This window comes from Bacteroides congonensis, assembly GCF_900130125.1.
GTDB lineage: Bacteria > Bacteroidota > Bacteroidia > Bacteroidales > Bacteroidaceae > Bacteroides > Bacteroides congonensis.
Genome location: NZ_FQXY01000011.1, coordinates 1231449 through 1244310, shown reverse-complemented (window position 1 = coordinate 1244310; position 12862 = coordinate 1231449). Strand labels below are relative to the sequence as shown.

Annotated in this window: 12 protein-coding genes and 1 tRNA gene; 3 read left to right on the top strand and 10 right to left on the bottom strand. The window is 42.4% G+C overall.

Features of this window, described 5'->3' with window-relative positions:
* Nucleotides 1–25 precede the first annotated feature (25 nt).
* From BQ7997_RS22390 to BQ7997_RS22380, 3 genes are all read right to left on the bottom strand, one after another.
* Nucleotides 26–406, bottom strand: coding sequence for an ISAon1 family transposase N-terminal region protein (locus BQ7997_RS22390; RefSeq protein WP_022136870.1), 381 nt, complete (start codon nt 404–406; stop codon nt 26–28).
* Entirely contained in the window at nt 372–560 is a 189-nt protein-coding gene (locus BQ7997_RS22385) for a hypothetical protein (RefSeq protein WP_073348114.1), read from the bottom strand. Before BQ7997_RS22385 ends, BQ7997_RS22390 begins: the two co-directional genes overlap by 35 nt.
* A 273-nt stretch (nt 561–833) precedes the next feature.
* A tRNA-Ser gene (locus BQ7997_RS22380) sits at nt 834–918 on the bottom strand.
* A gap of 133 nt (nt 919–1051) precedes the next feature.
* Here BQ7997_RS22380 and BQ7997_RS22375 point away from each other — a divergent pair.
* From BQ7997_RS22375 to BQ7997_RS22365, 3 genes are all read left to right on the top strand, one after another.
* A complete protein-coding gene (locus BQ7997_RS22375) occupies nt 1052–3553 on the top strand; it encodes an endonuclease MutS2 (protein ID WP_073348513.1) in 2502 nt (833 codons plus the stop codon).
* 86 nt (nt 3554–3639) lie between these two features.
* On the top strand, nt 3640–4692 hold the full coding sequence (gene corA, locus BQ7997_RS22370; RefSeq protein ID WP_022139570.1) for a magnesium/cobalt transporter CorA: 1053 nt from the start codon (nt 3640–3642) through the stop codon (nt 4690–4692).
* Nucleotides 4693–4711: 19 nt separating this feature from the next.
* The gene (locus BQ7997_RS22365; RefSeq protein WP_022139571.1) at nt 4712–5920 is read left to right on the top strand and encodes an L-serine ammonia-lyase; all 1209 of its coding nucleotides are present in this window, start codon (nt 4712–4714) and stop codon (nt 5918–5920) included.
* A 108-nt stretch (nt 5921–6028) separates the two neighbouring features.
* Here the strand turns inward: BQ7997_RS22365 and BQ7997_RS22360 are convergent, their stop codons facing one another.
* The 7 genes from BQ7997_RS22360 to BQ7997_RS22330 form a co-directional block, all read right to left on the bottom strand.
* Nucleotides 6029–6538, bottom strand: a complete 510-nt coding sequence (locus BQ7997_RS22360) for a PepSY-like domain-containing protein (RefSeq protein ID WP_073348113.1) — start codon at nt 6536–6538, stop codon at nt 6029–6031.
* A gap of 41 nt (nt 6539–6579) precedes the next feature.
* Entirely contained in the window at nt 6580–7026 is a 447-nt protein-coding gene (locus BQ7997_RS22355) for a PepSY-like domain-containing protein (RefSeq protein WP_022139573.1), read from the bottom strand.
* Nucleotides 7027–7183: 157 nt separating this feature from the next.
* Entirely contained in the window at nt 7184–8356 is a 1173-nt protein-coding gene (locus BQ7997_RS22350) for an acyltransferase family protein (protein WP_073348112.1), read from the bottom strand.
* A gap of 97 nt (nt 8357–8453) precedes the next feature.
* Nucleotides 8454–9017 carry a Crp/Fnr family transcriptional regulator gene (locus BQ7997_RS22345; protein WP_073348512.1) on the bottom strand — a complete coding sequence of 188 codons (564 nt, stop codon included), beginning with the start codon at nt 9015–9017 and terminating at the stop codon, nt 8454–8456.
* A gap of 294 nt (nt 9018–9311) precedes the next feature.
* A complete protein-coding gene (locus BQ7997_RS22340; RefSeq protein ID WP_073348111.1) occupies nt 9312–10577 on the bottom strand; it encodes a DegT/DnrJ/EryC1/StrS family aminotransferase in 1266 nt (421 codons plus the stop codon).
* Between the two features lie 70 nt (nt 10578–10647).
* Entirely contained in the window at nt 10648–11655 is a 1008-nt protein-coding gene (locus tag BQ7997_RS22335; protein ID WP_073348511.1) for an ATP-grasp domain-containing protein, read from the bottom strand.
* A 5-nt stretch (nt 11656–11660) separates the two neighbouring features.
* Nucleotides 11661–12851 (bottom strand): type III PLP-dependent enzyme domain-containing protein, encoded by a 1191-nt coding sequence (locus BQ7997_RS22330; protein ID WP_073348110.1) that lies wholly within the window; start codon nt 12849–12851, stop codon nt 11661–11663.
* Nucleotides 12852–12862: the final 11 nt, after the last annotated feature.

Here is a 12862-nt window from a genome sequence, read left to right as displayed (position 1 = left end):
ATAATGTTCAGCTACGCTTTGGCAGCTAACGGCATGATTGTCTAAGTAATTCTTTTAAAAATGCTCCGAACTCTGCTGTAATGCGAGTGCCGGAGGCTACCAAAGTCCAGTCACGACTATAGGTCTGTCCTGTTGTAGGCTCTTCCCAACGACGACGTTTGATACGCAAATAAACTGCTTTTCCACGGATAGGGAAATCTTGTACTTCAATCTCGGGAAAGAAGCCTTTGGAATGAAGATGAAGGTCGGAATATTCATCAGGGATAACAGCTTTCTCTTCCAAATAAAGGATAAAACAGGTATCTTGAGAGATACTGTCAACAAGCGTAAAATAATCAAGTAAGCCCGAAGGTAAGAACAAACTTAGGGCATCAATTAAAGCTATGGATTGAGAAGGAGTTTTCATGATGCAAAAGTAGATATTTTAACCAAATCCCCCAAATTTTCAGACTGAGCCAAAGTTTGCCGTCTATGGTGATGCGTGCCATAATCATAACCTCGCCGTTTTTCTTTTCAGAACCTTTCTTCAAATAAAAAAGAACCTTGAATGTCGATTTCATAACTCACTTTTTTTAGTTGCAAAATTAATTTTTACCTCTCGTTTTCGAGTTATGCAGACTATGGACTAATCAAGTCATTTTCAGGTCATTTGAGGACAAATCGTTACCGTTTTTGTCCGGCAGGGAACAGGTAACGATTTAGTAACGAAACTTTGTCTTTTACCGTACTTTTGAAGTCTTGGAAGCAGGACTTTCGGGCAATAAAAAAAGCCACAAATCATTGATTTGTAGCTTTTTGTCCGTTTACTGACCATTTCTGTCCAGTAAGTTCAGCGGAGAGGGAGGGATTCGAACCCCCGGAAGTGTTACCTTCAACGGTTTTCAAGACCGCCGCAATCGACCACTCTGCCACCTCTCCAAAACTCCTTTATCAGAAGTGCTTTCCGTTGAAAGCGGTGCAAAGGTACAAATCATTTTTAAATCCGCAAACAATCTGATATTTTTTTCGCGAATAAATCGTATTTTTGCAGACCATTAGTAAGAACAAAGATATGATATACCCTCAAAATTTTGAGCAAAAGATAGGATTCGACCAGATCAGGCAGTTACTGAAAGACAAATGTCTCAGCACTTTAGGTGAAGAGCGGGTGATGGATATGATCTTTTCCGAACAATTTGAAGAAGTAGAAGAGCAATTAAACCAGGTAACTGAGTTTGTCCGCATCATTCAGGAAGAGGACGGATTTCCCGACCAGTTCTTCTTTGATGTCCGCCCGTCGCTGAAACGTGTACGGATAGAAGGCATGTATCTGGACGAACAGGAGCTGTTTGACCTGCGGCGTTCATTAGAAACCATTCGAGACATCGTACGTTTTCTGCACCGGAGTGAAGATGAAGAAGAAAACGATGCCCCCTACCCTAGTCTGAAAAGACTGGCGGGAGATATTGCCGTATTCCCGCAACTAATCGGGAAGATTGACGGTATCCTTAATAAATATGGTAAAATCAAGGATAACGCTTCTACTGAGTTAGCCCGCATTCGCCGTGAGCTTGCCAGCACAATGGGAAGTATTTCACGCTCTTTGAACAGCATTCTGCGCAGTGCACAGTCAGAAGGATATGTAGATAAAGACGTGGCTCCCACTATGCGTGACGGTCGTTTGGTAATCCCCGTCGCCCCGGGACTGAAACGGAAAATCAAAGGAATCGTACATGACGAATCCGCCAGTGGAAAGACTGTATTTATAGAACCCGCCGAAGTCGTAGAAGCCAATAACCGTATCCGCGAACTCGAAGGAGACGAACGACGCGAGATTATCCGTATCCTCACCGAGTTTTCAAATATACTCCGCCCGTCTATTCCGGAAATTCTTCAGTCGTATGAGTTCCTGGCAGAGATTGACTTTATCCGTGCGAAAAGTTATTTTGCGATACAAACGAATAGCTTGAAACCTTCTGTAGAAAATGAACAACTGCTGGATTGGACGATGGCTGTGCATCCGCTACTGCAACTTTCATTAGCCAAGCATGGCAAGAAAGTCGTACCGCTGGATATGGAACTTAATCAGAAGCAGCGTATTCTTATTATATCCGGCCCGAATGCCGGCGGTAAATCTGTCTGTCTGAAAACAGTCGGGTTACTACAATATATGTTGCAATGCGGTATGTTGATTCCTCTGCACGAACGCAGTCATGCAGGCATATTCAGCAGCATCTTTATTGATATCGGTGATGAACAGTCCATCGAAGATGACCTGAGTACTTACTCTTCCCACCTGACCAATATGAAAATTATGATGAAGAACTGCAACGAACGCAGCCTCATCCTGATTGACGAGTTTGGTGGTGGTACGGAACCACAGATTGGCGGCGCTATCGCCGAAGCCGTATTGAAACGTTTCAATCAGAAGCGGACATTCGGAGTCATCACCACTCACTATCAGAATCTGAAGCATTTTGCCGAAGACCATGAAGGAGTAGTGAATGGAGCTATGCTTTATGACCGCCATCTGATGCAAGCGCTTTTCCAACTGCAAATCGGAAATCCGGGAAGTTCATTCGCCGTAGAAATTGCCCGTAAAATCGGTCTGCCGGAAGATGTCATTGCCGATGCTTCTGAAATTGTAGGAAGTGAATATATCAACGCAGACAAATATCTTCAGGACATTGTACGCGACAAGCGTTACTGGGAAGGCAAACGTCAAACCATCCGCCAACGGGAAAAGCATATGGAAGAGACTATCACCCGCTATCAGACGGAAATAGAAGAATTGCAGAAATCACGGAAAGAGATTATCAAGCAGGCAAAAGAAGAAGCGGAACGAATGTTGCAAGAATCGAATGCCCGCATTGAAAATACGATTCGTACCATCAAGGAAGCACAGGCCGAAAAGGAAAAGACACGCCTGGCACGTCAGGAACTGACCGACTTCCGCGCTTCCCTGGATGCAATAGCTTCCAAAGAACAGGAAGAGAAGATGGCACGCAAAATGGAGAAACTGAAAGAGAAACAGGAACGGAAGAAGAACAAGAGAAACGAACCGAAAACCGCTGCCACCACTCCTTCAAGCACTCCCAAAGTCACTCCTATCGCAGTCGGCGACAATGTAAAAATCAAAGGTCAGACCAGTGTCGGACAGGTGATGGAAATCAACGGCAAAAACGCGACTGTCGCTTTCGGAAGCATTAAGACGACCGTAAAATTAGACCGTCTCGAACGCAGCAATGCTGTTCAAAAAACGGAAGGCATTGCCAAAAGCACCTTTGTCAGCAGCCAGACGCATGACCAGATGTATGAGAAGAAACTTAGTTTCAAACAGGACATCGATGTTCGGGGAATGCGTGGGGATGAAGCACTGCAAGCTGTCACTTATTTTGTTGATGACGCTATATTAGTCGGCATGGATCGTGTACGTATCCTTCACGGCACAGGAACCGGAATACTCCGTACCCTTATCCGCCAATATCTGTCCACCGTGCCCGGAGTCAGTCATTATGCCGACGAACATGTACAGTTCGGTGGTGCCGGAATCACGGTAGTCGATTTTGACTAACCTGTAAACAAAACGTCTAAAGAACTTGTTCTCATTTAGAAAACCACTACCTTTGCCGCGGTGGTTTTCTAAAACGAGAATAAAGCATGAAAAATAACCTGTTAAGCGAAAAGCTTATTTACACCGGAGACAGCCAGACTCCTACCCACATCCATCTTTGTACGTACAATACTACCGAGATGCAGGAAAATTCCGGCGATACATTCCAATCCGTCAAAGATACATTGGACAATGCACGAATCAACTGGTTGCAAGTGCACGGATTGAAAGATACGGAAACCATCCGCGAAATTTGCAGTCATTTTGAAATAGATTTCCTTGTATTACAAGACATTCTGAACTCTGACCACCCTACCAAAATCGAAGAACATGACAAGTATATTGTCCTGATTCTAAAATTATTCTACCCCAATACGCATAAAGAGGAAGACGAACTGGACGAATTGCTCCAACAACAGGTATGTATTATCCTCGGAAGCAATTATGTGCTTACCTTCCTTGAAAAGGAAACCGATTTCTTCGATGACGTCAATTCTGCTCTGCGCAACGATGTCCTGAAAATACGTAGCCGCCAGACGGATTACCTGCTTAGCGTATTACTGAACAGTGTAATGGCAAACTATATCTCGACTATCTCCTCTATTGATGATGCGCTCGAAGACCTGGAAGAGGAACTGCTCACTATCACCGAAGGAAACGACATCGGTGTCCAGATTCAGGCACTCCGACGCCAATATATGCTGATGAAGAAATCTATTCTTCCATTGAAAGAGCAATATATAAAACTGTTACGTGCAGAAAACCTGCTCATTCATAAGGTGAACCGCGCTTTCTTCAACGATGTGAACGACCACTTGCAGTTCGTCCTGCAAACCATTGAAATCTGCCGGGAAACGCTTTCTTCATTGGTAGACCTTTATATCTCCAACAATGACTTACGGATGAACAACATCATGAAACGGCTGACCATCGTGTCCACCATTTTTATTCCTCTGACCTTTTTAGCCGGAGTATGGGGGATGAACTATAAATGGATGCCCGAACTGGATTGGCGCTATGGTTATTTATTTGCCTGGTTTGTGATGGGGATTATCGGTATTATCGTATATTTGTTCTTCAAAAAGAAAAATTGGTATTAATAAAAACACACCTTCAGTCATGAAATCAATCAAAGAGCTATATAGGATAGGCACAGGTCCTTCCAGTAGCCACACAATGGGACCACGTAAAGCTGCTGAAATGTTTCTGGAACGCCATCCGGATGCCGCTTCTTTCAAAGTTACTCTTTATGGCAGTTTGGCCGCTACGGGCAAAGGGCACATGACGGATGTAGCTATCATAGATACTCTACAACCCGTTGCTCCGGTGGAAATCGTATGGCAGCCCAAAGTATTCCTGCCTTTCCATCCGAATGGGATGACATTTGCCGCCCTCGATGCCAATAATAAAGTTACCGAAAACTGGACAGTCTACAGTATAGGCGGCGGTGCATTGGCAGAAAACAATGATACCCCGACTATCGAAAGCCCGGAAGTGTACGGCATGAACAATATGACCGAAATACTCCAATGGTGCGAGCGTACCGGGAAAAGTTATTGGGAATATGTGAAGGAATGTGAGAATGAGGATATATGGGATTATCTGGCAGAGGTATGGACTACCATGAAAGATGCCATCCACCGCGGACTGGAAGCGGAAGGCGTATTGCCCGGCCCGCTAAACCTGAGACGTAAAGCTTCCACCTATTATATACGTGCCACCGGCTATAAGCAATCTCTCCAATCCAGAGGACTTGTCTTTTCATATGCCCTGGCAGTAAGTGAAGAGAATGCTTCCGGCGGAAAGATTGTGACTGCCCCTACCTGTGGTTCTTGTGGTGTGATGCCTGCCGTGCTTTATCATTTACAAAAAAGCCGCGAGTTCAGTGATATGCGTATTTTACGTGCATTGGCCACTGCCGGATTAATCGGAAACATTGTCAAATTCAACGCTTCTATTTCCGGCGCGGAAGTAGGCTGTCAGGGAGAAGTAGGCGTTGCCTGCGCCATGGCTTCGGCTGCTGCCAATCAGTTATTCGGTGGTAGTCCGGCACAAATCGAATACGCTGCCGAAATGGGACTTGAGCACCATTTGGGTATGACTTGCGACCCTGTCTGCGGCTTGGTACAAATTCCCTGTATCGAACGCAACGCTTATGCTGCCGCCCGTGCGTTGGACGCCAACATTTATTCATCCTTTACGGATGGTATGCACCGCGTCTCATTCGACAAAGTAGTGCAAGTAATGAAACAGACCGGACACGACCTGCCGTCACTCTACAAAGAAACAAGTGAAGGCGGATTGGCTAAAGATTACCAACAGATGTAATTATAAAGGGGAGTTTAAATACCTTTAGAATTATTCAGGCACGGATTACGCGGATAACACGGTTCTGATTAACTAAAACCGTGAAATCCGCGTAATCCGTGCCTAATTTTAATTATTCTCAGTAGGCGGCCAATTGGTATCATCCCCGTTACTGATATCTTTTTTATGCAGTAATCCGCCTTCCTGTGAGAAATAAAGCGAATATCGCTGACTACCCAGTTTCACTTGAATCACGGATTCCGTCAAGTTCTGCGGATACGTCAATACATAGACATCCGTCACTACCCACGCACTATAATCCGAATTTTGGAAAGCCGTATAAACAGCCGGTACCAACTGGTCGATGCTATCCAGTTCATTCTCAGTCATCACCCAATTTGCGTTGGCATCAAACCAAACATCCAATTCATCACCGGTCACCCAGCAGTCGGCCACATAATAGTCTCCTTTCATTTCCCATTCTATATTCTGTGCAGCCGGATACAGTTGCTTCAAAGCCTCAGTAATATTACTGGGCGGCACCAAGGCAGGATCATCATCATCGTCACTACATGCGCTGAAAGAAAGGGCGGTCATCATCAGCAATACCGCCCACGCGCCAAACTTAAATTTCCACATAGCTTTCTTCTTGTTTAGGTTTATCTATTACTATTGTTCAATCAATCGTCAGCCTTCAGAAACTTTCCTTTTTTATCAAATTTGAAAGAAACTCCCGTAGATAATTCCACTTCATATCCTTTACGGTCACGTTCGACTTTCGTCACGCCCTCACTTACAAAATTGTGCGCTTTCAGATAATCGACAGCAAATCCCGGAATTATACTTGCGGGAACAGACTGTCCTTTCTTAGCACTTACTTCTTCCCAGTTTCCTTTGCTATCAAAATCAATCTCCGTACCATCCACCAGTAATACTTCGTATTTGGTAGACTCCATCAAATCTTTATCAATCTTAATCTGAGCAACTTCAGGCTTCGTGAAATGACGATTGATAAAATTGCGTGCAGGAAGCGGCAATTGATTCATGTCTTTCGTTATCACATCAGTTGCGAATGAAAACTGTACGGCTACAATAGCCAACACAAGTAAAGATAGAATTTTCTTCATAATCGTTATTCTTTTTAGCGTTAATACTATACTTAGTTTTTATACTGCAAATAACGATACAGATTCCGGAAAGATTTAGGAATACTATGAGTTTGCTCATTTTTTATATTCTTTAACCGTTCCCTTTACTTTGCCTTGTCAAAAGCCGGGTTATAAATTATTGTTTCTTATGCAGAAAGCGTTTAGCCAGATATTTTCGTATGGGTTCATCGTACAGTTTCAGGCACAGATAAGCCAATACAACACTCAATACGTAAACGAATAAAGCTACTTCCCAGGTTTCTCCCAAAGTGTAGAGCTGATTCTTAATCAACCATGCATAGAACAAATACATAATTGGATAATGTATCACATAAACCGGATAAGATATATCGCCCAGAAACTTGCATATCACAGTTGACTTCTTATCCGTAGTGGTTCCCGATGCTCCCAGCCAGACAAGGATGGGAAAAGCTACGATCACACAAAATGCTTCATAAGCACCATTTGTACAAAACTGCTCTGTACCTTCCAGATAAGGCACTGAAAATAAAGCGAGCAATATAATTGTACATATCCAAAATGCACCTCTTATTTTAACGGGCTTGAAGTTACGCGACAAAAGCATACCCAAAGAGAAAGGGAAAAGCATCCTCAATGATCCGCCTAAGAAGTTGACACCATCCAATGTCCAACCTACCCCAATATTCCCATAACCGGAAACATTGAAGACTGCAAATGATGCCAACGCAATTCCCAACAAAACTACAAGTATCGTCAATGCCTTGTTCGACAAGCGACGAATAAACAAGGCATAAAGGATATTACCTATATATTCAAAGAACAATGACCAGCAAGGCCCGTTCAACGGGAACATTTCACCATTTCCGCGAACTTCATAACCTACACCCGGCATCGCAGGAATAAAGAATATCGTACAGAGAAGTGACAGCATCACCATGGATATGGCAACGTGCGTTCCATCCCATTGCACACACCCCTGAAGATAGAATGTGACAGCACCCAGAACAGCACCCATGATTACCATAGGATGAAGACGTATCAAACGGCGTTTGAAGAAATTTTTCATTGTCAGGCTCTTACCCCAACGGTCGTCATACGCATAACCGATAACAAAACCCGAAAGGATAAAGAAAAAATCGACGGCCAAATATCCGTGATTGAAGGTCTCAATCATACCACTACCAGCGGAATTACTGACTTCCGCAAAAGCGTAGCCTTCAAATATATGATACCATATAACCATGAGAGCTGCCACGCCACGAAGTCCGTCAAGAAGATCATAATGTGCTTTAGTGTCTGCAAAAGCTGAGGAAGAAATGTTCGACATCTGTTTTTTTATTGTTTAATTAATATTTTCAGATGGCAAAGATACAGCTTGGCAAGCGAAGTTCTTTTGCTTAAAAGCAAAAAAGACTGGAGAATATCTATTTTATTGCACGTACCCGGCTGAGCGTATAAATGGAAATACCAAGAAAAGCAGCCACATACTTCAACTTTACCCTATTTATCAGTCCGGGATATCGCCGGTTAAACTGTTCGTATCGCTCCCTGGGCGAAAGCTGAAGCCTTTCCACAAACATATGACTCAATTCCTTGTTTACATCCTGATGCAGGATTCTTCCCCAGTTGGCTATATCAATATATGTTTCGTAAAGGGCGTTCAGTTTATCAATATGGATAACATAGACTTTGCAATCCGTCAGAGTTTCAATACTCTCTATCGACGGCTGTTTGTAGTACAACGAATCCATGCCGAAAGTCACATCACCTTCCTGGCTGAACCAGGTAGTAGTGTCCTGCCCGTTATGATGAAACACGGAACGGGCAACACCTTCTTCTATAAAATAAACCAAACGGTCTGTTATGCCCGATTGAACGATATAAGTGTTTTTTGGGTAATAACGAAGCTGCATATTCTCCTGTAATGCTTGAAGCGCTTCGTCGGAAACCGGATAAATTTGCCTGATTTTGCTAATGATGTTTTTCATTGAAGAGAAGTCCATATATTAGTTGCCACAAAGCTACGAAAAAATATCGAAATCCACGATATACCCCTAAAACTAATATATCAACTATCTTCACAGACAGTTGATATATTTCACATACAAACACATATCGGTTTTACACCAATATGAGGGGATAAGTCAGGAATATACCGCTGTATTCTTCCCAACTCATATAATGCAGGGAATTCATGAATATATCATGAGTTCAGGGACCTACATATTTCTTTGATATTCCGCCACATATTCTCTTGCTTTTTATATTAATGGTCGAAACTATTATCTCACAATCGCTTCTTTGATTTTTTCTACAATGTAATGCACATCATCATCAGTTACATACGGTCCGGCAGGAAGACAAAATCCAACTTTGAAGATTTTCTCTTCTACTCCATTCGTATAGAAAGGAGCATCCGCATAAACCGGTTGCTTATGCATCGGCTTCCATACAGGACGTGCCTCAATCCTCTTTGAAAGCATGAATACACGGAGTGCCTCCACATTCTCATTAGGCTGACAATCCGTCGTAGCACTATCTACAGCTTTGATCACACCGGCAGCACCACCCACAGCCGTTTTAATTACTTCTTTATAAGCATTCTCCTGACCCACAATCTTTACATCAGGGTTAATAGTGGCTGTACATAACCAAAAGTTAGAATCATAGCGTGAATCCCTAGGCTGCTTGTGGATATGAATACCTTCCACATCCTTCAGCAGTTCCTCATACAATGCCTGAACATGCTTGTGGTGGGCAATATGCGCATCCGCAACAGTCATTTGACCACGACCAATACCGGCACAAATGTTACTCATACGATAATTATAACCAATGGCCGTATGTTGATAGTAAGGATAAGCATCACGGGCCTGAGTCGCATACCACATAATGGTATTTTTGTCCTCCGCATTCCGGCAAATCAGAGCACCACCACCAGATGTGGTTATCATCTTATTACCGTTAAATGACAATACACCAAACTTTCCAAAGGTACCCAACACCTTACCATCAAATTTGCTACCAAATCCCTCTGCGGCATCCTCAACAACTGGAATCTCATATTTGTTTGCAATCTCCATGATTTTTTCGCAATCGTAAGGCATACCATAAAGTGCCACAGGAACAATTGCCTTCGGTTTCTTACCAGTTTTGGCGATACGATCTTTTATAGCCTCCTCTAATAATATCGGATCCATGTTCCAAGTATCCTTTTCTGAACCTACAAACACTGGTTTGGCACCAAGATAAGTTATCGGATGCGATGAAGCACAAAAGGTAAAGCTTTGTACCAATACTTCATCACCCGCCTCAACACCACAGCCAATCAATGCCAGATGAACTGCTGCCGTACCTGCCGAAAGTGCAACAACCTCATTCTGTCCGCCTACAAAGTTCTTCAAATCATCTTCGAAAGCATTTACGTTAGGTCCCAAAGGAACCACCCAGTTGGTATCAAATGCTTCCTTTACGTATTTCTGTTCAATTCCGTCTTCGCTCATGTGAGCAAGACAGAGATAAATTGTTTTTTCAGGAATGTAACTCATAATCTTCTTCCAATTGTTATTACTCTCCTATCTATTAAAGATAGGAGATAATTCTATTCCAAATTTGTTTTTACAATATTGAGAAATTGTCATTAACTAATTCAGATTTCTTTCGTATGACCACATCATCGTACATCAACATAAGAACATCTTCGTCATACTGACCGATCTGAGAGTCATTCTCTATCCCATTCATATTGTTCCAGATAAGAGGGAAGAAATCAACACCTGCCCCATACGCATGTAAATAAGCACCACCAAAACGAGGATTTACTTCTGATAAATAATACTGGCCGTCTTTAATGAAAAAATCCATATCAAGCGGACCGCAAAACTTGAACACAGAGGCGATCTTCTCAATAAAAGCAAATAACACCGGATCTTTGTAAGAAATTGTTTTACTAGCTCCTCCAATACGAGTTTCAATCTTACGTTTTAAGAAAGCTGCGACAGCCTTATGGCTAATGGCATCTACATAAACATCTGCATCACAGTCTCCTCCAGTCATTAACTCCTGGATAATGTAATCATGTTCACCGGAGAACCAATCAGCCTCAGCCTGCTCCATAGTATTCACTTTATGAGCACCCACACTACCACTACCACAAATAGGTTTCATAAATATAGGGAAAGAGATTTTACCATCAGCTACCCCTTTCTTAAATTCATCAAAGTCATGATAAGTCAATGGAGTAGGAATACCTTTCTCTGTGAGATATTTGAACATCTCATACTTATCAAAACAGCAACGGGCAGTAATCTCGTCAGCAGGACAAAGCGGCAACACGCCAGCCTCCAAGAATATCTCACGGTTTGCAGAAAGGACTTCAATCTCTGGATCAATGAGAGTAGTTATAGCTTTTACATTGGCTTTTTTGCAGATATCAAGTAGCGTGTCAACATACTCGGGAGCATTGATACGCGGAACAATATATTCGTTTGTCGCAAAGTACAGTGCAGGAGCCGTTGCGTTATTATCGGTTGCGTTGATATCACATTTTGAGCCGATTGATTCTTGTGCGTTACGGAGCAAGCGACCACGCCGTCCGGCACTACTAAACAAAATACTAGATTTCATTGGATTTATATATTTGATTTTTGTATGTATTCCTTTGCTGTCCATTTATCACGAACAAGTTTCAAACCATCAGAAGAAAGTGAATATACTCTTGGGAAATAGTTGATAAACATTGGTGTTAACGATAAAGTGTAGGCACCTACATTCTTGTATTCGATCACATCTCCAACCTTTATTTCCGGCTGATTTTCTAACCTGAACAATTGGTCATACTCCAAGCAAGTAGCACCCGCCACTATTTGTAATGGAACAACCTGTCCAAACTCATTCGTACGGTTTATCTCTGTCATATATCCATTCTTATGAAAAAAGGGATCTATATCATTACGTGTTCCATCCGTTGTCAATATCCGACAATCCGGCAATTGTTTCACATCTATCACCTGCGAATAATAAGTAAAAGCCGAAGCGGCCAATGCATTACCCGGTTCCACGATGATTGCAAGTTTCTCTAGACCTTGTTTCTGAAGAGATTCATAGATTGCTGTCACATAATCGTCAAAGGTGGGAGCATTAGGGAAAATTCCATAATATCCTCCTCCAACATCAAGGTAATCAAGATCCAGATGATACTTCTTTATTACACTTGCAGCATAAGCAACAGAGCTTTTATAGAATCTAACGCTTCTGCTATGACAAGTTCGATGAATATGTAATCCCACCAATTTCACTTGAGGAATACTCCTTATTGATTCAATAGCATAGGCAAACTCGTCCGTTACATCATTAAACCCAAAACGACTGAAATCATTTTCACCATCAGCATCTTCTAAAGACACGTCTGAAATATTAACACTGAGACGTATGCCTATTTTATAAAAACCATCAGAAGGTAACTCCTTTAACCACTCTAATTCGCGGTGAGTTTCAATATTAACCGTTGCTCCACCCTTTAAAGCATCAAGGAAACGTGCCTTAGACTTCATGGGACCATTGAATACAATTTCATTCATTTTATAGCCGCATTCCAAAGCTAACTCCAGCTCATCATCCGAAACGACCTCTGCAAAACAGCCAAAATCCTTAGCTTTTGCTATTGCATATGGTAGCGAATTTGTCTTCACCGAATATCCAACAATACAATGCGCAAAGCGCTTCTTCAGTGAACGGTAAAACCCGCTAATTCCCCTACCTAACTCTTTCTCATCCAATAAAAAGCAAGGTGTTTGTAATGTACTTGTCAATATCTTATCCATTCTGCTGTATT